At 65.7% G+C, this 21,080-nt stretch carries 22 protein-coding genes and 1 pseudogene; 12 read left to right on the forward strand and 11 right to left on the reverse strand.

Annotated elements, in window-relative coordinates:
• Nucleotides 1–9: 9 nt before the first annotated feature.
• Complete coding sequence (locus ADBZ9K_RS05140; protein WP_526618940.1) at nucleotides 10–1,197, reverse strand: alpha/beta hydrolase family protein; 1,188 nt, start codon at nucleotides 1,195–1,197, stop codon at nucleotides 10–12.
• 101 nt (nucleotides 1,198–1,298) lie between these two features.
• On the opposite strand from ADBZ9K_RS05140, the gene ADBZ9K_RS05145 reads away from it, so the two are divergent.
• The gene (locus ADBZ9K_RS05145) at nucleotides 1,299–1,892 is read left to right on the forward strand and encodes a TetR/AcrR family transcriptional regulator (protein WP_526620744.1); all 594 of its coding nucleotides are present in this window, start codon (nucleotides 1,299–1,301) and stop codon (nucleotides 1,890–1,892) included.
• 1 nt (nucleotide 1,893) lies between these two features.
• Here the strand turns inward: ADBZ9K_RS05145 and arsB are convergent.
• From arsB to ADBZ9K_RS05160, 3 genes and pseudogenes are all read right to left on the reverse strand, one after another.
• Nucleotides 1,894–3,428, reverse strand: a pseudogene (arsB, locus tag ADBZ9K_RS05150) (ACR3 family arsenite efflux transporter).
• Entirely contained in the window at nucleotides 3,425–3,793 is a 369-nt protein-coding gene (locus tag ADBZ9K_RS05155; protein ID WP_526618941.1) for an ArsR/SmtB family transcription factor, read from the reverse strand. The pseudogene arsB and the gene ADBZ9K_RS05155 overlap by 4 nt, the downstream one beginning before the upstream one ends.
• Nucleotides 3,794–3,867: 74 nt before the next feature.
• Complete coding sequence (locus ADBZ9K_RS05160; protein ID WP_526618943.1) at nucleotides 3,868–4,338, reverse strand: ArsI/CadI family heavy metal resistance metalloenzyme; 471 nt, start codon at nucleotides 4,336–4,338, stop codon at nucleotides 3,868–3,870.
• A gap of 99 nt (nucleotides 4,339–4,437) precedes the next feature.
• Here ADBZ9K_RS05160 and ADBZ9K_RS05165 point away from each other — a divergent pair, with 99 nt between their 5' ends.
• From ADBZ9K_RS05165 to ADBZ9K_RS05195, 7 genes are all read left to right on the forward strand, one after another.
• Complete coding sequence (locus ADBZ9K_RS05165; RefSeq protein WP_526618944.1) at nucleotides 4,438–4,797, forward strand: Rv2640c family ArsR-like transcriptional regulator; 360 nt, start codon at nucleotides 4,438–4,440, stop codon at nucleotides 4,795–4,797.
• A 66-nt stretch (nucleotides 4,798–4,863) separates the two neighbouring features.
• Nucleotides 4,864–6,180, forward strand: a complete 1,317-nt coding sequence (locus ADBZ9K_RS05170; protein WP_526620745.1) for a flavin monoamine oxidase family protein — start codon at nucleotides 4,864–4,866, stop codon at nucleotides 6,178–6,180.
• A gap of 92 nt (nucleotides 6,181–6,272) precedes the next feature.
• Nucleotides 6,273–6,914, forward strand: a complete 642-nt coding sequence (locus tag ADBZ9K_RS05175) for a TetR/AcrR family transcriptional regulator (RefSeq protein WP_526618945.1) — start codon at nucleotides 6,273–6,275, stop codon at nucleotides 6,912–6,914.
• Nucleotides 6,915–7,032: 118 nt separating this feature from the next.
• Nucleotides 7,033–7,479: an MmpS family transport accessory protein gene (locus ADBZ9K_RS05180; RefSeq protein ID WP_526618946.1), complete on the forward strand. Its 447-nt coding sequence runs from the start codon at nucleotides 7,033–7,035 to the stop codon at nucleotides 7,477–7,479.
• On the forward strand, nucleotides 7,476–10,346 hold the full coding sequence (locus ADBZ9K_RS05185) for an MMPL/RND family transporter (protein WP_526618947.1): 2,871 nt from the start codon (nucleotides 7,476–7,478) through the stop codon (nucleotides 10,344–10,346). The genes ADBZ9K_RS05180 and ADBZ9K_RS05185 overlap by 4 nt, the downstream gene beginning before the upstream one ends.
• 42 nt (nucleotides 10,347–10,388) lie before the next feature.
• Entirely contained in the window at nucleotides 10,389–11,423 is a 1,035-nt protein-coding gene (locus tag ADBZ9K_RS05190; RefSeq protein ID WP_526618949.1) for an alpha/beta fold hydrolase, read from the forward strand.
• An 80-nt stretch (nucleotides 11,424–11,503) separates the two neighbouring features.
• Nucleotides 11,504–12,175: a class I SAM-dependent methyltransferase gene (locus ADBZ9K_RS05195; RefSeq protein ID WP_526618950.1), complete on the forward strand. Its 672-nt coding sequence runs from the start codon at nucleotides 11,504–11,506 to the stop codon at nucleotides 12,173–12,175.
• Between the two features lie 3 nt (nucleotides 12,176–12,178).
• Here the strand turns inward: ADBZ9K_RS05195 and ADBZ9K_RS05200 are convergent, their stop codons facing one another.
• The gene (locus ADBZ9K_RS05200; protein ID WP_526618952.1) at nucleotides 12,179–12,478 is read right to left on the reverse strand and encodes a hypothetical protein; all 300 of its coding nucleotides are present in this window, start codon (nucleotides 12,476–12,478) and stop codon (nucleotides 12,179–12,181) included.
• Between the two features lie 259 nt (nucleotides 12,479–12,737).
• Here ADBZ9K_RS05200 and ADBZ9K_RS05205 point away from each other — a divergent pair, with 259 nt between their 5' ends.
• The 4 genes from ADBZ9K_RS05205 to ADBZ9K_RS05220 all read left to right on the forward strand — a co-directional run bounded on the left by ADBZ9K_RS05205 (nucleotide 12,738) and on the right by ADBZ9K_RS05220 (nucleotide 15,944).
• Entirely contained in the window at nucleotides 12,738–13,676 is a 939-nt protein-coding gene (locus ADBZ9K_RS05205; RefSeq protein ID WP_526618953.1) for a phytanoyl-CoA dioxygenase family protein, read from the forward strand.
• A complete protein-coding gene (locus ADBZ9K_RS05210; RefSeq protein WP_526618954.1) occupies nucleotides 13,676–14,086 on the forward strand; it encodes a RidA family protein in 411 nt (136 codons plus the stop codon). Before ADBZ9K_RS05205 ends, ADBZ9K_RS05210 begins: the two co-directional genes overlap by 1 nt.
• Nucleotides 14,087–14,122: 36 nt before the next feature.
• Nucleotides 14,123–15,055, forward strand: coding sequence for a phytanoyl-CoA dioxygenase family protein (locus ADBZ9K_RS05215; protein ID WP_526618955.1), 933 nt, complete (start codon nucleotides 14,123–14,125; stop codon nucleotides 15,053–15,055).
• 256 nt (nucleotides 15,056–15,311) lie between these two features.
• Nucleotides 15,312–15,944 carry a TetR/AcrR family transcriptional regulator gene (locus ADBZ9K_RS05220; RefSeq protein ID WP_526618956.1) on the forward strand — a complete coding sequence of 211 codons (633 nt, stop codon included), beginning with the start codon at nucleotides 15,312–15,314 and terminating at the stop codon, nucleotides 15,942–15,944.
• Between the two features lie 60 nt (nucleotides 15,945–16,004).
• On the opposite strand, the gene ADBZ9K_RS05225 is transcribed toward ADBZ9K_RS05220, so the two are convergent.
• From ADBZ9K_RS05225 to ADBZ9K_RS05250, 6 genes are all read right to left on the reverse strand, one after another.
• Complete coding sequence (locus ADBZ9K_RS05225; RefSeq protein WP_526618957.1) at nucleotides 16,005–17,585, reverse strand: amino acid permease; 1,581 nt, start codon at nucleotides 17,583–17,585, stop codon at nucleotides 16,005–16,007.
• 380 nt (nucleotides 17,586–17,965) lie between these two features.
• Nucleotides 17,966–18,394, reverse strand: a complete 429-nt coding sequence (locus ADBZ9K_RS05230) for a PPOX class F420-dependent oxidoreductase (protein ID WP_526620747.1) — start codon at nucleotides 18,392–18,394, stop codon at nucleotides 17,966–17,968.
• Nucleotides 18,395–18,645: 251 nt separating this feature from the next.
• Nucleotides 18,646–18,858, reverse strand: a complete 213-nt coding sequence (locus tag ADBZ9K_RS05235; RefSeq protein WP_526618958.1) for a hypothetical protein — start codon at nucleotides 18,856–18,858, stop codon at nucleotides 18,646–18,648.
• A 119-nt stretch (nucleotides 18,859–18,977) separates the two neighbouring features.
• Nucleotides 18,978–19,643, reverse strand: a complete 666-nt coding sequence (gene phoU, locus ADBZ9K_RS05240) for a phosphate signaling complex protein PhoU (RefSeq protein ID WP_526620749.1) — start codon at nucleotides 19,641–19,643, stop codon at nucleotides 18,978–18,980.
• A 212-nt stretch (nucleotides 19,644–19,855) separates the two neighbouring features.
• Nucleotides 19,856–20,548, reverse strand: coding sequence for a helix-turn-helix transcriptional regulator (locus tag ADBZ9K_RS05245; protein WP_526618959.1), 693 nt, complete (start codon nucleotides 20,546–20,548; stop codon nucleotides 19,856–19,858).
• Nucleotides 20,549–20,568: 20 nt separating this feature from the next.
• Entirely contained in the window at nucleotides 20,569–20,973 is a 405-nt protein-coding gene (locus tag ADBZ9K_RS05250; protein ID WP_526618960.1) for a nuclear transport factor 2 family protein, read from the reverse strand.
• Nucleotides 20,974–21,080 lie beyond the last annotated feature (107 nt).

Raw genomic sequence — 21,080 nt, forward strand, 5'->3', positions numbered from 1 at the left:
CCAAGTGCTTCACGCCCTGAGGGTGTCGTCGAGCCAGTCGAACATGCGCTGATGGAACAGGGTCAGCGCGCCCTCGTGGCAGTGTTCGCCGGCGCCTTCGGCGGCGGTGAAGCGCAGCATGGTCTTCGGGCAGCGCAACGCGTCGTAGAGCATCGCCGGCTGGCCCTGGAAGAACTGGTCGTCCTCGGCTTCGCAGACCAGGGTCGGACAGGTGACCCGAGCCGCGACGTCGGTGAGGTCGTACTTGGCAACCTCGTCCAGCAGTTCCTGGCCCGTGCTGACGCCGAACACCCACAGCGCGTTGGACAGGACCCACCGCAGTCCCGTCGGGGCCTGCGCCCGGCCGGCGATCATGGCGTCCATGAGCACCGAGCGCGGCAGCGGATCATGTTCGGGTGTATCGAGTTTCGGCATGGCCGCCGCCATGCTGAAGACGCCGTCGTAGGCGATGCACGCCGAGATTCGCGGTTCGAAGGCCGCGGCCCGCGGAGCGAGGTAGCCTCCCATGCTCATACCGAGTAGCGCGATGCGGGCGGGATCGACACCGGGAAGGGCGCTCGCGAAGTCCACGACCGGGGTGATCACCGCTTCCCAGTCGTATCGAAACGGCAGGTTGTGCTTCCGCAGCGCACTGCCCTGGCCGGGCCCTTCGAAGATCAAGCAGTTCCAGCCGTACCGGCGGGCGGCCTCACCGACGGCGAAGTACATCTCTTCCACCGTCGAGTCGAATCCACCGTGCGCCAGCAGCGTAGGGCCGGATTCGGCCCCGCTGACGTTGAGGTAGTAGCCCTCCAATTCGATTCCCGCGTAGGAGATTTGCACTCGCCTCCAGTATTGCTGGACGTCGGCGGCGGCCCGGAAGGTCTCGATCGCGCGGGCAGCGGTGTCCGCGGCGCGGGGATCGCCGCGCGGATCGTCGCGCAGATAGAACTCGGCGGTCCGGTAGTAGTTCGACGCTCGCAGGTAGGCGCTGTTGGCGCTGACCGGGTGCCCGCCGGCGGCGCAGGCATCGGCGATGGCGGCGGTGCGGTCGGCCAGCGCGCGCCACTCCCGGTACCAGGACTCCCAATCCCCGGGCGTGATGCGTTCGGCGGTGGTGATGACCTCACCGATGTCGGCCCCGCCGTAGGTGGCGTATCCGATCGCACGCAAGGTCTCGAAGGAGAACGATTCGTCGGTGTCGAAAACGATCCGCATGGCGACTCCCAGTTATTGCAACGGTATGTTGCGATAACATGAGCCTGGCACACGCCGACATCTAACGCAACACCAGGAGGCGATAACCGGTGAATCAGCAGATGAATCGGGGTGTCCGCACCGGCGGCCGCAGCGCCCGGGTCCGTGAGGCGATCCTGGCCGCCACCCTCGAGGAACTCATCCACAGCGGGTATGCGGCGCTCAGCGTCGAGGCGGTGGCCACCCGCGCCGGCGTGCACAAGACCACCGTCTACCGCCGCTGGCCTACCCTCGACGACCTGCTGCTCGACGCGCTCACCGAGTGGTCGCTGCAGGCGCTGCCGGTTCCCGACACGGGCAGCATCGAGACCGACCTGCTCGCGCTCGGCCGGGAACTGGCCGAGGTGCTCAATACCGGCGTCGGTCGACACATCGCGGCGTTCGTCCTGACCGCAGGCCTGCAGTCGGCTCGGCTCAGCGAAGCGACCCGACGCTACTTCGACCAGCAGGCGCTGCGCGCTATTCCGACCGTCACGCAGGCGATCGACCGCGGTGAGCTGCCCGCCAACTGTGACGTCGCCGCACTGCTGACCACGTTCCGGGCGCCGCTGTTCTACCGGATGGTCACCACCGGCGACCCTATCGACGAGGCCCTGATCACTCAGTCCGCCCGAGTCACCCTCAACGCGGCCCGAGCCGGGTTGCTGTCCAGCTAGGTCAGGCCGGCGAAGAAACCGAGCCGGCGGCGGGCAGGAGTTCGGCGATCAGGGCTTGGACCCGAGTCTTGATCTCGTCGCGGATCGGGCGGACCGCCTCGACGTCCTTGCCCGCCGGGTCGGGTAGCTCCCAATCCCGGTAGCTGACCCCGGGGAAGACGGGGCAGGTGTCCCCGCAGCCCATGGTGATGACCACGTCCGACGACTCCAGCGCGTCGCCGGTCAGGATCTTGGGTGATTGATCGGAGATGTCGATGCCGATCTCGGCCATCGCCGCGACAGCCGCGGGATTGATGGCCGCAGCGGGAGCGCTGCCGGCCGAGCGAACCTCGATGGCGTCACCGGCGAGGTGGGTCAGGAACCCGGCCGCCATCTGGGATCGGCCGGCATTGTGCACACAGACGAACAGTACGGAGGGCCGAGAAGACATGTGCGGGAATCCCTTTCGGTTGACGGTCAGGCCGGAGCCCGGTGGGCGGCGAAGCGCGAGCGCAGGGCAAGGGATACGTAGACCAGGGCGACCAGGACCGGCACCTCGATGAGCGGACCTACCACTCCAGCTAGGGCTTGGCCGGAGGCGGCGCCGTAGGTGGCGATGGCGACGGCGATGGCCAGCTCGAAGTTGTTGCCTGCCGCGGTGAACGCCAGGGTGGTGGTGCGTTCGTAGCCCAGGCCGAGCGCGGCGCCTAGGGCGTATCCACCGCCCCACATGATGGCGAAGTAGGCCAACAACGGCAGTGCTATCCGGACCACGTCCAGCGGATGTGCCATGACTTGCCGGCCCTGCAGCGCGAACAGGATGACGATGGTGAAGAGCAACCCGTAGAGCGCCCACGGTCCGATCTTGGGCAGGAATGTCGACTCGTACCACTCACGGCCCCTGGCCCTTTCGCCGTAGCGCCGGGTCAGGAAGCCCGCCAGCAGTGGGATGCCCAGGAAGATCAGCACCGACTTGGCGATCTGCCATGGCGAGGTGTCGATCGTGGTCGTGGCCAGGCCGAGCCAGCCCGGCAGCACCGACAGGTAGAACCACCCGAGCCCCGCGAACATCACGACCTGGAACACCGAGTTGAGTGCCACCAGCACCGCGGCGGCCTCCCGGTCGCCGCAGGCCAGGTCGTTCCAGATGATGACCATCGCGATGCAGCGAGCGAGTCCGACGATGATCAGGCCGGTGCGATATTCGGGTAGATCCGGCAACATCAGCCAGGCCAGGGCGAACATCAGCGCCGGCCCGATGATCCAGTTCAGCACCAGGGAACTGATCAGCATCTTACGATCTGCTGTCACCGAGTCGAGGCGGTCGTAGCGGACTTTCGCCAGTACGGGGTACATCATGATCAGCAGACCCAGCGCGATGGGCAGCGAGATGCCATCGATCTCGACAGCCGAAAGCACTTGCCCCAGGCCGGGGATCATCCGTCCCAGGAGCAGTCCGGCGGCCATGGCGATGCCGATCCACACCGGCAGGAACCGGTCGAGGGTGGACAGCTTTGCGACCACCGCCGCGTCACCGGTCGCCGTGCGGCCGGTCACGCCGGCACCCCCGCCGGTGCCGCGGCGTCGGCGCCCGCACTCAGCAACGAGGACAAGGCCGTCAGGGCTTCGGGGACAATCGCGTAGTACACCCACGATGCTCGCCGCTGCGAGGTCAGCAGGCCCGCGTCGCGCAGCACCTTGAGGTGATGGGAGATCGTCGGCTGGGATACGTCCACCCCGGCCGAGATGTCACACACGCACGCCTCGCCTCCGGCGTGGCTGGCCACCGAACTCAGCAGCCGCAACCGCACCGGATCCGACAACGCCTTGAACTTGGCTGCCATCTCCACCGCGGCCCGCGCGCTCAGCGGTTCGGCCACCAACGGCGCCACCTGGCAACACGCGGACTCTTGATTCGACATACATCGATATTGACAAGAATCAAACTCGAACACAAACGAACGGTCGGTGAACAGCCCGTCGAGTCACCGCCCGGTCAGCAGCACGACGGAGCGCCCTGCTCAGGGGCTTCGCCGGCCGTTCCACAACACGGACCGCCAACGGCCTCGGGGTCCAGGTGCGCGGGGCCGGAGCCGAAGGTCTCCGAGTCGGCCAACACGGTGTAGACCTCCCACTTCTCCCCCGCCGGCCCGGTCACCCACACCTTGTCTTGGGTTGCAAAGCAGCACGTAGTGCCCATCTCCTCGTCGGTGAACAGCCCTTCGCCGGCCAGCCGGGCGATCTCGGCGTGCACCTTCTCGCTGGACTCCACTTCGACACCGAGATGGTTGATGGTGCCGCCCTTGCCGGGGTTCTCCAGCAGGACGAGTTTGAGCGGCGGTTCGGCGATCGCAAAGTTGGCGTAGCCGGGCTTGACCTTGGCCGGCTCGGCGCCGAAAAGCTTGGAGTAGAACGTGATCGCCTCGTCAAGGTTGTCGACATTGAGGGCGAGTTGGGCTCGAGACATGATGATCCTCCCGGCTTGTGAGACATATGTCGAATTGGTGTGGTGAGCCCATGATGGCGACCTTTTGGATATATGCCAAGATTCTGGCACTATGGGTGAATGCCGAAGACGCTGCCGATGGTCGACATCTCTGCGCCGGTGTGTTGCGCCCCCGTCGCCGCGGGCCCGATGAGCGACGCCGACGCCCTGCAGGTCGCGCTGCGCTTGAAGGCACTCGCCGATCCCGCCCGGGTGAAGATCATGTCGTTCCTGTTCAGTTCGGCGGCCGGCGAGGAGAACAGTGGAGATCTGGCCGCCGCACTCGGGCTGACCGAATCGACGGCCAGCCACCACCTCACGCAACTACGTAAGGCCGGCCTGGTCGAGTCCGACCGGCGTGGCATGAACGTCTACCACCGGCCACACCTCGACGCCGTCGCCGCGTTGTGCGCGGTTCTGGACCCCAACTGCTGCCGCTGAGGCTGCCCCGAACGGCGATTGCTCCCTGCGACAGGGTTGGCCCCGCCTAGCCTCGGGGTCGTGCTGATGTTCTCCCGCCGCGGATTCAACCGCGGGGCCGCGGTACTGGCCGCGGCGTTGGCCGCTCCCGGTTGCGCCGCGAGGGGATCCCGTCCCCGCGAACACGTCGTGGTGGTCGGTGCGGGCATCGCCGGACTCGCCGCCGCACGGCAGCTGACCGACGGCGGCATGGCGGTGACCGTGCTCGAGGCTCGTGAGCGGATCGGCGGCCGAATTTGGACCGATAGCTCACTGGGCGTCCCGATAGATCTGGGGGCAGCCTGGATCCACGGCACGGTGGGCAATCCCCTTGTCGGACTTGCCGCTACCGCCGAAGCGCCGACAGTCGAAACCGACTGGGACAACGTCGTGGTCTTCGACACCCATCACGAAGTCGGCGCCGCACGCCGCGAGGCCGCGGCCCGGGACTGGCAGCAGGTGCTGCGCGAGGTTGAGGCGCGCACCGAAGACGCCCGCCCCGACGCATCGCTGAGCGGCGCGTTGACTGAGCTGACCGACCCGCGGGATCCGCTGATCGCCTGGCACATCGCCACCGATATCGCCGCCGACTATGCCGCCGATCCCGGTGAGCTGTCGCTGCGCTGGTTCGGTTCCGAGGGGCAGTTCGACGGCCCGGACATGATCCTGCCGCTGGGCTACGAGCAGCTGATCCGGGAGCTGGCCGCCGGGCTCACCATCCGAACCGGCACCGAGGTCACGCACATCGCCGACGACGGCAGCGGCGTTCGGCTGGACACCACACGCGCAGTGATGACCGCCGACCGGGTGATCGTGACCGTCCCGCTCGGCGTGCTCAAGGCGGGCACGATCGGGTTCGATCCGCCCCTTGCCGCGACCAAGCGGGCGGCGATCGCCAGGCTGGGGTTCGGGGTGCTCAACAAGGTCGTCCTCGCGTTCACTGATCCGTTCTGGCCGCGATCCCCCGACGTACTCGGGCTTGCCGGCGCCGATCAGCCCGTACCGGTACTGGTCAACGGCGAGACCTTCGGCGCCGGCCCGGTGCTGATCGGCTTGCGTGGTGGATCCGCGGCGCGCGGGCGGGAAGCGTTGTCCGACAACGCATGCATTGAGGAGCTACGCGCCGCGCTGGACGCGCCCGCACCGCGGGCCGCGATGGTGACGCGGTGGGCGAGTGACCCGTACGCGCGCGGCTCGTACAGCTTCCTGGCCGTAGGGTCGAGCCCGGAGGACCAGCGGGCGTTAGCCGAACCCGCCACCGGCCGAATACTGTTCGCGGGCGAGGCAACCGACGCGGAGCACTTCGCCACCGTGCACGGCGCCTATCGGAGTGGCTTGCGGGAGGCGCACCGCATCCTCAGCTGAGGACGCGGTGCGCACGGTGTCGGCGCGTAGCTGAGAGACGTCGTCCCGAGAGAAATAGCACCCGAGCAGGTTCCCTCCGATCATGGGCGAGCATGCCGGATACTCACCCTTACGCCGTCGATTGCTTCCCTGGAGGGCCCGTGAACCGAAGCTCCGAGACCGACGCGGACTGCCCGTGGTCGTCGCGGGAGGTTGAGCTGTTAGCCGTGACGCTGCAGCTGCTTCAGGAGCACGGCTACGACCGCCTCACCGTCGATGCGGTGGCCACCACAGCCCGGGCCAGCAAGGCCACGATCTACCGACGCTGGCCGACCAAGGCCGAGCTGGTGCTCGCAGCGTTCTCCGAGGGCACCCGGCACGTCGCCGCCCGTCCGGACACCGGCTCCCTGCGCGGTGACCTGCTGCAGCTCGGGGAAGCCATCCGCGCACATGTTGCCGCGCACGCCGGCACCATCCGAGCCGTGTTGGTGGAGACCTCCCGCAGCGCAGAGCTCCACGCGATGATGCAGGACCAATTCCTCGACCAGCGTCAGGCGCTCATGGAGGACGTATTTGCCCAGGCCGTTGCCCGCGGTGAGATCGAGCCATCGGCGATCACCAAGGATCTCTGGGACGTGCTGCCCGGCTATCTGATCTTCCGCACGGTCCTGGCCGGCCGAGCCCCAACACCGCAGACCGTGCACGACCTCGTCGACAACGTGATCCTTCCCGGACTGACCCGGCGCGAGCCATGAACTACGTGTTGTGGAGTCCGGTCCGGTACCGTACTGTCAACTTGGTTGACATCCACGGGGCAGCCTTCGGACTGTTACCGCCGTTCCGTTGGGTCAGGGCGCGTCGAAAGGGTCACGGATGCAGCGGGTTTCGCTCCGTCGCGGGCTGAGTCGACGCTGGATGATACTGGTGGCGGTGGTGGTGGTCGCCGTGGCGGCGTTCTCGGTGTATCGCCTGCACGGCATCTTCGGCTCGCACGACGTCACCTCCACCAGGGGCGCCGGTCTGGACCAGACCGAACCGTTCAATCCCAAGCACGTCGTGCTCGAGGTCTTCGGGCCGCCAGGAACCGTGGCCAGCATCAGCTACCTGGACATCGACGCCCAACCGCAACACGTCGAAGGTGCGAGCCTGCCGTGGTCCTACGACACGACGACCACCCAGCCGGCCGTCTTCGTCAACGTTCAGGCGCAGGGCAACAGTGACTCAATCGGCTGCCGGATCAAGATCGACGATGTGGTCAAGGACGAGAGAACGGTCAGCACCCTGAACGCCTATACCTACTGCCTGGACAAATCGGGATGACCACACGCCACGAAGCGCCACCTCAGCCCCCGAAAAGCACCGTTGCCCATACGATCCGGTTGCTCGCGGTCCCCATCGTGTTGTTCTGGGTCGCGGTCGCCGCCCTCACCAACGCGCTGGTGCCCCAACTCGAAGTCGTCGGCGAAGCGCACAACGTCGCGCTCAGTTCGCCGGATTCACCGTCGTTGCAGGCGTTCAAGCGGATCGGCGAGAAGTTCGGCGAGTTCGACTCCGACAGTGCGGCGATGGTCGTATTGGAGGGCGATCAACCGCTCGGTGCCGAGGCCCACCGCTACTACGACGATCTGGTCAAGCGGATCGAGAGCGACACCACCCACGTGCAGCACGTCCAGGACTTCTGGGGTGATCCGCTGACCGCGGCGGGCTCGCAGAGCACCGACGGCAAGGCCGCCTACGTCCAGGTGTTCCTGGCCGGCAACCAGGGCGAGGCGCTGTCGCTGGAATCGGTCGACGCGCTGCGCAAGATCGTCGCCACGACGCCTGCCCCACCGGGTGTGCGGGGTTACGTCACCGGCGCGGCCCCGCAGATCACCGACCAGTTCGAGGTGGGCAACGAGGGCACCACCAAGGTCACCCTGCTGACGGTCGGCGTCATCGCGGTGATGCTGCTCATCGTCTACCGCTCGGTCATCACCATGGCCCTGGCATTGGTCACAGTGCTCGTCGAGATGTCCGCGGCTCGCGGGGTCGTCTCGTTTCTGGCCAATTCCGGATTCATCGGCCTGTCAACGTATTCGACGAATATCCTCACGCTGCTGGTGATCGCCGCCGGCACCGACTACGTCATCTTCCTGCTCGGCCGCTATCACGAGTCGCGCAACGTCGGCGACGACCGCGAGACCGCGTTCTACGACATGTACCGCGGCACGGCGCACGTGATCCTCGGTTCCGGACTGACCATCGCGGGCGCGGTGTACTGCCTGAGCTTCACCCGGATGCCGTACTTCCAGAGCCTGGGTGTGCCCGCCGCGATCGGCGTGCTGGTGTCGCTGGTGGCCTCGTTGACGCTGGCTCCGGCCGTGATCGCGATCGGCAGCCGGTTCGGTCTGCTGGATCCCAAGCGGCAGACGGCCAAACGTGGCTGGCGGCGCATCGGCACGGCGATCGTCCGTTGGCCCGGGCCGATCCTGGCCACCACCATCGGGATCGCACTCATCGGATTGCTGGCCCTGCCCGGCTACAAGACCAGCTATGACGTCAGCGAGTACCTGCCGGCTCGGGCGCCCTCCAACGTCGGCTACACCGCCGCCGAGCGACACTTCTCCAAGGCGCGGCTCAACCCCGAGCTGCTGATGATCGACACCAACCACGATCTGCGCAATCCCACCGACATGATCCTGCTCGAGCGGGTGGCCAAGGCCGTCTTCCACACCGACGGCATCGCCCAAGTGCAGTCCATCACGCGGCCGCTGGGTACTCCCCTGGACCACACGTCGATCCCGTTCCAGATCAGCGCCCAGAGCGCGGCCCAGATCCAGAACCTGCCCTATCAGCAGGCCCGCGCCAACGATCTGGTCAAGCAGGTCGACGTGATCAACCAGTCGATCGACATCCTGCGGCAGCAGTTTGCCCTGCAACAACAGTCCAGCGCGGTGACCCACGACCAGAGCGAGGCGTTCAAGCAGACGGTGGCCACCGCGCAGGACCTGCGGGACAAGATCGCCAACTTCGACGACTTCTTCCGGCCGATGCGCAATTACTTCTATTGGGAGCCGCACTGTTTCGACATCCCGGTGTGCGCGGCGTTCCGGTCGCTGTTCGACGCACTGGACGGCATCGACGCCCTGACCGACCAGTTGAGCAATGTGTCGGCGAGCATCAGCAAGCTCGATGAGCTGCAGCCCAAGCTGCTCGCGCTGATCCCCCCGCAGATCGACAATCAGCAGACCAACCGCGACCTGACGATGACCAACTATGCGACCACGTCGGGGATCTACGACCAGACCCAGGCGGCACTGCAAAACTCCACCCAGCTCGGTGCGGCCTACGACGCGTCGAAGACCGATGATTCCTTCTACCTGCCGCCGGAGGCGTTCACCAACCCTGAATTCCAGCGCGGGCTCAAGCTGTTCCTGTCCCCGGACGGCAAGGCCGCGCGGATGATCATCACCCACGACGTGGATCCCGCGACACCAGCCGGGATTTCACATATCGAGGCGATCCGCCATGCGGCGCAGGAGGCCATCAAGGGCACGCCGTTGGCCGGTTCCAAGATCTACATCGGCGGCACCGCATCGACCTACCAGGACATCCAGGGGATGGCCAAGTACGACGTGATCATCGTCGCCATCGCCTCGTTGAGCCTGATCATGCTGATCATGATGTTCATCACCCGCAGCCTGGTCGCCGCGCTGGTCATCGTGGGCACCGTCGCGCTGTCGCTGGGCGCCTCGCTCGGATTGTCGGTGCTGGTGTGGCAGTACCTGTTGGGCATCCCGTTGTACTGGGTGGTGCTGCCCCTTGCCCTGATCCTGCTGCTAGCAGTGGGCTCGGACTACAACCTGCTGCTGGTGTCCCGCTTCAAGGAGGAACTCCACGGCGGAATGAACACCGGCATGATCCGCGCCATGGCCGGCAGCGGCTCGGTGGTGACCGCCGCCGGATTGGTGTTCGCCTTCACCATGGCCTCGTTCGCCTTGAGCGACCTGGTCGTGCTTGGCCAGATCGGCACGACGATCGCCCTCGGCTTGCTCTTCGACACGCTGATCGTGCGATCGTTTATGACGCCGGCCATCGCCGCGTTGCTCGGGCGTTGGTTCTGGTGGCCGATGCGGGTACCTCCTCCCCCGTGGCGTCGTGACCGTGATGCCAGGAAGGCCTCGGCCAACCAACTCGCACTCTGGTAATCGGGGCTCTCTGACCGGTCGGGTCGTCGTAGGCTCGAGGCGATGTCCGTCACGTCCGAGATCCGCTTCCTGCCGCTGGGTACCCGGCGGGTGGCCTACCAGGTGCGCGGAACCGGCCCGGCATTGGTGGCTCCGGCGTGGTGGGTGAGCCATCTCGAACTCGACTGGCAAAGCGAGAGCGTTCGGCGCTTCTGGGAGGGTGTCGCCGAGAACCACACCCTGATCCGCTACGACCGCCTCGGCGTCGGCATGTCGGATCGCACCGTGCACGAATCGGATCTGACCCTCGACGGCGAGGTCGCAACGTTGCGCGCGCTGCTCGACGAACTCGAACTCGATCGGGTGTCCCTCATCGGTGGTTCGTCGGGCGGCTGCACCGCCGTCGCCTTCGCCGCCGCATATCCGGAGCGCGTGCAGCGTCTGGTGCTCTACGGCTCCTACCCCCGGGGTGACGCGCTGACGCCCCCGGGTGTCGCGGAGGCGATTGTCGGTGCGGTACAGGCTCATTGGGGCCTGGGCTCGCGGGTGCTCAGCGATATCTTCCTCGGCGGCGCCGATGCCGCCGAGCACGAACGCTTTGCGCGGGTGCAGCGCGAATCGGCGACCGCCGAAACCGCCGCTGCGCTCTTGGGTCTGGTCTATCGCCTCGACGTCCGGGCCTGCTTTCCCCTCATCAGCCAGCCGACGCTGGTGGTGCACCGCCGTGCCGACCGGGCCGTGCCCTACCGGCTCGGCCGTGAGGTCGCCGCCGCGATTCCCGGTGCGGCATTCATTCCGCTGCAAGGCAGCTCGCACTTTCCGTGGCACGGCGACGTCGATTCGGTGGCCCGCGCGTGCCGGCAGGCGCTGACACCACAGCACGCGTCACCCACAGCCGTCGACGCGGTTGCGCTGTCGGGTCGCGAACGCGAGATCCTCGCCTGCGTGGCGCGTGGCCTCGGTGATCGCGAAATCGCCGAGCAGCTGGTGCTCAGTCCGCACACCGTCCACCGCCACGTCGCCAACATCCGCCGCAAACTCGGCCGCACCTCGCGTACGGCCGCCGTCGCCGAAGCCGCGCGGCTGGGCCTGCTGTGAGATAGCCGATATCGGCCATCAACCACAGATGGCCGCCATGGGCGATGCGCGGCCCGCAGAGTCACTCGTAGGTTCCCGGTATGGCCGATATCGCCCACACCGAACCACGCTCCAAGCCCGCCACCACCTCGCGGTACGCCACCTGGCTGTGGATCATGGCCGTGCTCTACGACCCGTTTCTCTGGCTGGGTGAGATCGCCGGCATGCGGAGGCATCGGCAGACGTTGTTGGCCCAGGCCTATGGCCGCGTCGTGGAACTCGGCGCCGGGACCGGGCTGAATGCCGCCCACTACCGCGACGCGGTCGACGAACTCGTGCTCACCGAACCCGAGCCCGGCATGCGCCGGAAACTGGCTCGGCGCCTGGAACGGCAGGGCCGCACCGCGCAACTCCTCGACGCCTCCGCCGAACAGCTGCCACTGGCCGACGCGTCGGTGGACACCGTCGTATCGACGCTGGTGCTGTGCACCGTGGGCGACCCGAAACGGGCCCTGGGTGAGATCGCACGCATCCTGCGCCCAGAGGGCCAGCTGCTGTTCATCGAACATGTCCGGGCACGCTCGCGGTTTCTCACGGCGTGCCAGGACACACTCCTGCGACCGTGGCGGGCCTTCGCGGGCGGCTGCGAGTGCAATCGCGCCACGGCGGAGCTGATGCGCAACAGCGGATTCCGCGTCGAGGCCGATGAGGCCGTCTGGCACGGGATGCCGGCCATCGTCCGCCCACTCGTCATCGGACGCGCTACACGGTAGGCGCTACTCGGCGTCGCCGAAGGCCTCGAGGCGCTGGCCGACCCGCGCCAGCGCCTCGTCGATGATCTCGACCTTTTCACCGCGCTTCTCGTTGGCAGGCTGGGCGGCGCCACGGGCACCCTCGGCTTCCACCCGGGCAGCGCCCCGGCGGCGCAACAGCGTGAAGTTCTTCTCGCGTGCGGTCCTGAGCCGGCTCTGCAGTTCCTTCAGTGCCTTCTCGTCCAGACGCTCCAGAACGGCGGGATGTGTCTGGTCGATCAACGAGGTTTCCTGCGGGGTCAGGTTCACGTGGTGAGTGCTCACCACTGATTCATAGCCTGCGCCGGGCGTGGCGCGACGGCGAATCGCCGGGCGCATCGCCGAACCGTCACGCGCGAGACAGGTTGCGTTCACCTTGCCCGGCGCCGTAGGGCTCTACGCCGGTGGCCGCGAGCGCCACCGCCGCGCCGGCACCGCTTCGAGCATTTTTGCGCTTGAAACCTCGGTACACATTCCCGAAACCTGAATATTATTCACTTTCTTCACCGGGTGCCGACGTGGCACACAACGGAGGAGATGAGAGATGAGCGAGAAGTATCACTTGCCCAACACTGCGACCATGGAGCAAGTCGCAGCGGCGTTGCGCGAGGACGGGTTCGTCATCGTCGACAACCTGGTCCCACCAGAGCTGATGGACCAGATCGCCGAGGAACTCGACGAATACATCGATGACACCCCCAACGGTCGCGACGACTTCGTCGGACGACTCACCCGGCGCACCGGTGCGCTGATCGCCCGCTCACCGGCCTCACGAGAGCTGGTCATGCACCCGCTGGTACTGGCCGTCGCCGCCGAGATGCTCAAAAAAGCCACCGCCTACCAACTACACCTGACCCAGATCATCAGCGTCTACCCCGGAGAGACCGCCCAACCGCTGCACCGCGACGAGCTGGCATGGGACTTCTTCCCCTTCCCCGAGGACTACGACGTGCAATGCAACACCATCTGGGCCATGACCGACTTCACCACAGAAAACGGCGCCACCCGAGTAATCCCCGGCTCCCACAAAGTCTTCGACAAACAGGGCTCGGACTACACCACCGCCGACGAAGTACGCGCGGTCATGCCCAAAGGCTCGGTGTTCTTCTACACCGGCAAGGTCTACCACTCCGCAGCACCCAACGTCTCCAACATGATCCGCCAAGGCATCAACATCACCTACGCCGTCGGCTGGGTACGCCAAGAAGAAAACCAATACCTATCCACCCCACTAGAAATCGCCAAAACCCTCGACGACGACATCCTCAAAATCATGGGCTACCAAATGGGCGGTCTTGCGATGGGCTATCTGAGCGACTTCCTCGACCCACTCGCCGCGGTCCGGCCCGAACTCGGCAAACAGCAGTACGACTTCGCGGCACTCACCCAGACCTCCAACCACGTCGACCGCGACGGACAGAACATGTTCCGTGAAGCCATGGTCAATGCCGAAACCCCCACTCCCGTCAAGGAGTCCGTGTGATGGCAATCTCATACAGTAACCCCGAGGTCGGATACCTCGACCAGGTCGTCTTCAAGAAGCTGGGCTTCACCCAGAACGTCTGGGCTGGCGACACGCTCTATCTTTCCGGCATCGCGCCTTTCACCGGTGGCGACCCCGAGTTCATCGTGCACGGCATCGGCTCGATGGAGAAGCAGACCGTCTTCATCCTCGACATTCTCCGGAAGTTGCTCGAGGCCGAGGACTTGACCTTCGCGAACCTCGTCGCGCTGACGGTCTATGCCACCAGTGCAACAGAGTTCTTCGGTGTCGCGCCGCTGCTAGCCGAGGCCTTCGGGGACCAAGCTCCCAGCCAGACCCTGGTCGGCGTCACCGAGCTGGCGCACCCCGAGCAACGTATCGAGATCACCGCGATCGCCGTGAAGTCCTGAACCCACGCAAACCCGTTTTCCCCCAGGAGATGAGAGATGAGCGAGAAGTATCACTTGCCCAACACTGCGACCATGGAGCAAGTCGCAGCGGCGTTGCGCGAGGACGGGTTCGTCATCGTCGACAACCTGGTCCCACCAGAGCTGATGGACCAGATCGCCGAGGAACTCGACGAATACATCGATGACACCCCCAACGGTCGCGACGACTTCGTCGGACGACTCACCCGGCGCACCGGTGCGCTGATCGCCCGCTCACCGGCCTCACGAGAGCTGGTCATGCACCCGCTGGTACTGGCCGTCGCCGCCGAGATGCTCAAAAAAGCCACCGCCTACCAACTACACCTGACCCAGATCATCAGCGTCTACCCCGGAGAGACCGCCCAACCGCTGCACCGCGACGAGCTGGCATGGGACTTCTTCCCCTTCCCCGAGGACTACGACGTGCAATGCAACACCATCTGGGCCATGACCGACTTCACCACAGAAAACGGCGCCACCCGAGTAATCCCCGGCTCCCACAAAGTCTTCGACAAACAGGGCTCGGACTACACCACCGCCGACGAAGTACGCGCGGTCATGCCCAAAGGCTCGGTGTTCTTCTACACCGGCAAGGTCTACCACTCCGCAGCACCCAACGTCTCCAACATGATCCGCCAAGGCATCAACATCACCTACGCCGTCGGCTGGGTACGCCAAGAAGAAAACCAATACCTATCCACCCCACTAGAAATCGCCAAAACCCTCGACGACGACATCCTCAAAATCATGGGCTACCAAATGGGCGGTGCGGCCGTCGGCTACGTCAGTGACTTCCTTGATCCGCTGTCGGTGATCCGCCCTGAACTTGGCGGGCAACAGTACGACTTCGACGCGCTCACCTCTAACGAGAATCATCTCAACCCACAACTGCGCGACGCGGTGCACTTCGACACGCTCGCGGCCGAAACGCCTCAGGGCGCCTCGGTGTAATCACAATCGACGGCCCGCCGGCCCAAACGGGGCCCACACCCAGGTGTGGGCCCCGTTTGACCTCCCTGCTGCGCAGAAGACATCCTGTCGGTAAGTTTCCTGGTTGACGGCAAGAACGCCAGGTGAAAATGTCGGGGCGCAAGGGAGCGTAGAGAGCACCATGGTCGGAGCTGTTCATCAACTGAACACTGCACGGCGCGGCCGCGGATCCGCGCCGCTCACATCGCCTGGTTCGGCAGCGCGCCTTCGGGATCTGATGTTGCCGATCGCGCAGAACGCGGGAGCGTCGCGTCAGGCGACCCAGGCCCGCAGCCAGGAAAAGATGGATCGAGTCCTTGCCGCCACCAACGATCTGCTGGTCACCGCTGGATCCAGTGCCGTCACCACCACTGCCGTCGCAGCTCGCGCAGGGATATCGGTGGGCTGGCTGTACAACTTCTTCACCGACCGTGACGCTCTTCTCGAAGAGGTCCTGATCCAGGGTCTTGTCGATCTCGACGAGCGGTTTGACGAGGCCGGTTTCAGTTTGGCCGGGCCCGATTGGCGGACGACGGCGGCGGCAGGCATCGACGCGCTCATCGCTTTTGTCCTCGCCGGCGACGGGGTCGCCGGGTTCCGCGTGCTCTGGTTCTCACCGGAGTTCTCCGGACGGATGGTCCAGGTCAACCGAGCTCACGACGATGCGCTCGCGGCATACCTGTGCAACGGGGTCACCGCGCTGCGCAGCGACGCCCCCAGGATCCCCCGCTACCTGATGGCACAGACATTTATTGGGATGCTCGACAAGGGATTCGACATCGCGTTCCGCACCGACCCCAACGGTGACAAGGTGGCGCTTGCCGAATTGCGGCGCGCCGCGCTGGCCTATCTCGAGACGTTCCTCGAGTAGCCAGCGCGGCGCTCCGGGGACGGGCGGGGGTCGCCCGGACCTGGGCGACCCCCGCTCGCGTCAGCCAGCTCCCAGCGCAACGTCCGGTTCCACCACAGCTACGTGGGGGTGCGGGTGGTGGTGGGCGTGCACCAGATCGTCTGCAGCAATCGCGTCCTCCCCGGTATGGCCGTGGTCGGAGAGGGCCTTCAGCGCCTCGGGCTTCTTGACCAACAGGTAGGCCATGATCGCGAACGCCAGGACATAGACCGCCAACGAGATCGGCGCGGCCAGGCTGATCGGCCAGCTCAACGGCGCGACGAAGCTGAAGACCGGAATGCCCGCGCCGACGAAGAAGCCCGGGATCAAGAACAGCACACCCAACACCGGGATAACCAGGTGCACAAGGAACTTGAACTCGCTGCGCCGGTAACGCCAGTAGTACACCGGGCAGGACAGCGCCGCCAGCATATGAACCGGCAGCGCAATGACCGCGATGATCGTCCCGAAGAGCCCCAAGGACAGGATCGGCCCCCAGAGCAACCCGCCGATCACGGCGGCAACGGCACCGACACTGAACATGAAGTAAATCGCGGTCACCGGCGACTTCCACTTGCGGTGGGTCTTGGCGAAGATCGCCGGGATGGTTCCGGCGTGCGCCATTGCCCAGATGTGCCGGGTGCCGCCCATGGAGGCGCCGTTGGCACAGGCGATCGAGCTGTTGAGTAGCGCGAGCAGCAGAATGATCCAGCCTGCGCCCCAGAGGTTCTTGGCCATCCCGATCCAGCCATCGCCCTGATTGAACGTCATGAAGTCGAACAGCTTGTCGGCGCCGAAGTACGTCGACGCTGCATAGCTGCCGAGGATATAGAAGAGACCGACGATGACCGCCGACCAGATGATGGCGCGGGGAACGTTGCGCTTGGGGTTCTTGGTTTCGGCTGCCAGCGGTGCGCCGGCCTCGAATCCGATGAAGGCTAAGAAGCCGTATACCGACCCTGCGATCACACCCGCCATGCCGCCGAACCCTTCGGCGTTGGCGTGCTCGGTGGTGAAGACCGAAACGGAGTTGTTTCCGCCGGAAACGACGATCATCTGCACACTCAAGACGAGAAGAACCAGGATTTCCACGGATCCCAGGATCACGCCGGCCTTGGTGCTGAACGCGGCACCGAAGTAGTTGAGCGCACCCGAGAACAACAGACAGGCCAATCCGGCGACCACCCACATTATCTTGTAAGCCGTTCCGCCCCCGGGGAACACGGCGGCGGCAACCAGATTCCCGAAGACCAGCATCAGGTACGGCAACGCAGCCAGGTAGAACATCGGCGCGCAGAACGCGACGACGAAGCCCAGCGCGGGGTGGAAGGCGCGGCCGACGTACGCGCCGAGACCGCCGGCTGTGGATATGTGCTTGGCCATCTGGCCGATACCGACCGCGACCAGCACACAGCCGATCGTCGCGCCAACAACCGCCAGCGGCAGGGCACCCCCGGCGAACAACGAACCGGTCATGATCGCATAGGCCAATCCAGCGCCGGGGGCCATCGTAGCGATCGATACGAACAGGACGCCGGACAGCGAGATACTGCCCTTCGCCAGCGCCTGGTCTCCGTCGCCCACATCGATTGGGGCGTCAACGGTTTCCGAAGTGGTCGTCATCGGGATCTCCTAGGTGTCGGGGCGCGCTCATTCAGGGCACTCGAAGGAGCGGGGAGAGCAGCACGCCACGCTGCGCGCACCGAGCTGGGGGCAGTTTCCAAAGGACGACCCAACACGGCTTGTACGAGAGGGAACTCGCGGGTGAGCAATGACTATCACCGAAAGTGAATAAGTTTCATGTTGCCCGAGCGAATCCGCCGCGTAAAAACCTGATGTCGGCTGCTGTCGGCAGCCCCCGACCGGTGTGCGGCCGAAGGGAGGGTGATCGCGTTCTGCCCGCCGATGCCGCGACGGTGCCGAAATTACTTCCCGGCGGGTCGATTTGCGCCTACCCGCACGTTCCTACGTGCTGCCGGGGATGCCCTACCGTCCTCGTCGGGTCACGGATGGGGATCGGGCGGGTAGGTCCCGCCGACGTTGTCGATCCGGATGCGGGTGACGAATCCCGGCCCCGCGTCGGGCGGCGGGAAGTGCTCACTCGACCCGAGCATCGCCTCGGCCAGCTCGGCGGCCAGTTCGGGGGCTCCCCCCTCGACGAGTCGGGCCGTACCGGTGATGGACAGGTATGGCGTCGGCTGGCCCGCAATCTTGGGGGCAAGGATGGTGACCGCGACCCGTCCGTCGCGACGAATGTTGCGCGTCTTGCGGTATTCGTTGAGAAGAGCCATCACCAGTTCATCGCCATCGGCCGCGGGACGTAGCGCCACCCAGACCACCGAGACCTGCGGGCTGCCGTCGGGGTTGAGGGTGACCAGCGTCGCGTCAGCACCGGCACCGATCAACGCGCGGGCGGATCCGTTGAGATACATGCCGTGCTCAGCCGTGGCGACGCCGGCCTTCATTCCCTCTTCCCGACCAACGATCCGGCTTGCAGCTGGCGACGGTGACGACTGCCGTCACTGCGGTCGTGGCGCCGTGACACTCTGCCGGCAGCGGTGCTTCGCATCAATCGGCGGGACGACATGATGCCCGAATATGGGGCAATGCAGCCGATCTGGCGCCGCTGCTTGTGGTGACCGAGACGTTCAATGCGACGCTCGGAAGCCACCGGCTTGGGTGCTTACTGCAGCGGTACCTGATCCTGCTCATCCTCCCCGACCCCCCAGCTGTCGTCCTCCTCCACCAATTCGACGGTGGTCTCTGCGGAGACGACGAGTGAGAATGCCTGTGCGAGGTTGAGCAACTTGGAGTCACTGGCTTTCGGAGCTTGATCCCTGATCGCCTTGAGCAGTTCCTTTGCGGCTTCGTCGACCAGTTCGTTGAGGTCAGCCATGGTGGTTTCCTATCGCGCTCGTTGACGTGATCGTGCGGCACCACCGACGGTAGTCCCGTTCCGGCAGCGGTTGGGCTCCGTCGCCGTCTGGTCGCCTACTGGTCAGGTTGCTTCACCAGTTAGTAGGTGGCGATATCGTCTTCGTCGGGCAGCGTGCCGGTGGCGATGAAGACGACCCGTCGGCCGACCTCCACGGCGTGGTCGGCGAAGCGTTCGTAGAAGCGACCGAGCAGGGCTGTATCGACCGCAGCGAGTATGGTGTGCCCCCACAGGGGACTGATCAGCAGCTCGAACAGGCGGCGGTAGAGGTCGTCCATCGCGCTATCCTGCTCGCGCAGATGCGCGGCTTCCGCCGGATTGCCGGTCAGCAGAACCTGCTGGGCACTTTCACCGAGACCGACTGCGAGCCTTCCCATTTCGACGAAGCAGTCGCTGACCTCACCGTGCACCGCGTGGTCAGGGTAGCGCAGTCGGGCGATCTTGGCCACATGGACAGCCAGGGCGCCCATGCGTTCGGTGTCGGCGATGATCTGGATCGCGCTGAAGACCGCCCGGAGGTCACCGGCAACCGGCTGTTGCAGCGCGAGTAGCGCGAACGTGGCCTGCTCGGCGCTGGCCCGCATGGCCACCATCTGGTCGTGGTCGCTGATGACCTGTTCAGCGGCGGACAGATCAGCCTCGATCAGGGCGTGGGTGGCATTCTTCATCGCCAGCCCCGCCTGGCCGCACATCTGACCGAGTTGGGCGGAGAGCTCATCGAGCTTCTCGTGAAAGACGGTCCGCATCGCATTGATCTCCTCGCCCATGTTCCCGCCGTAAGGGTGCCAGCGCCATCATCGGTCGCCCGGCACCGATCCACGCCGCTGTTTCGGCGATATTCGCCAGCCGTTTCATTGCCGGCGTCGGCCGCGACACCAGAGAACAACACGGGTACCTCGGGCGGCCGCTGCGCGGGCGGGGGCCACTCGTATGCGTCGCCGTCCTGCCCGGACCGGACCTAGCCGAGCCGCCGGGTGCGCCACCGCGACAGATCCGCGTCCAGCACCGCAGGATCGCGTTCGGGAAACACCTCTGTGGTGATCTCCAGGCGCCGGATGCGGTCGAGGTGAAATCCGCGAATGCCTTCGCGCAGCCGACACCATCCCACGAACATCCACGAATCTCCCCCGCGCAGCAGACCCATCGCCTCCACGTCACGGGTGGTGTGGGTCTTGCCGTCCTCGGAGGTGTAGTCCAGCCGTAGGACACGGCGCGCGGCGATCGCCTCGGGAATCAGCGGGATCGCCGCCTCCGACGACGGCTCGGCGTCGATGACGAACATCGACGCCAACGCCTCATCGACTGGCGCGAGCTGATCCTCGCGGCTGATCGCGAGGATCTTGGCCCGCGCCCGGCGCGCCGCCGCACCATACGGCGAGTTCTCCAACAGACCAAGTCCAGCGAGCACCGCCAGCGACTCCGGTACCGAGAGATTCAGCGGCGGCAGGGAGTGTTCCCGCAGGATCGAATACCCGCCCGACACCCCGTAGTCGGCATAGATCGGGACCCCCGCGAGCTGCAGAGACTGGATGTCACGCTCAATCGTGCGCTTCGACACCTCGAATTCCTCCGAGAGCCGAGCGGCCGATAACGGCCGGCGTGATCCCCGCAGCAGATCGACCAGCGCGTACAACCGCTCGGCTCTCCTCATGGCTGTGAGTCTCCCCGGTCTCAGGTCAGGTGTGCCCGCGTCCCGCCCACCGACCACACCTCGCGGATCAGTCCGCCCTCGGTGAAGTCGAAGACGTCGATTCCGCCCGCGGTAACGTCCCCGTCCTGCACGTTCCACAGCATCCGCCCGTGCGCACCGTCCACGGCCCGGGCGACCTCGGTGAACACCGCATCCGGATGGTGCTGGCGATAGGAATCCAGGAATCGTACGAAACTGTCCGGGCCCAAGACGTCGTCGCCCGGGTTCGAACCATCGGTCTCGGAAATCAGGAAGTGAATCCGAAAATCCGCGCTGCAGATCCGACGAGCGATCGCACTGTCGGTGTTCCACATCGCCAACCACACCGCGAGCGCCGCATCCGCAGCGGCCGAGCCTGTATTCATCATGTTCGCGTTCTCGTTCATGCCATCAGCGTCAGATAGCTTCGCGACAACGGTATGTCGGTATTTGTTGCCATTTTGCGGGTGCGAAAGTCGCCGCCTGGCTACCGGGTCCACAGGGCACCGGGGCG

It is taken from the genome of Mycobacterium sp., assembly GCF_965229265.1.
Classification (GTDB): Bacteria; Actinomycetota; Actinomycetes; order Mycobacteriales; family Mycobacteriaceae; genus Mycobacterium.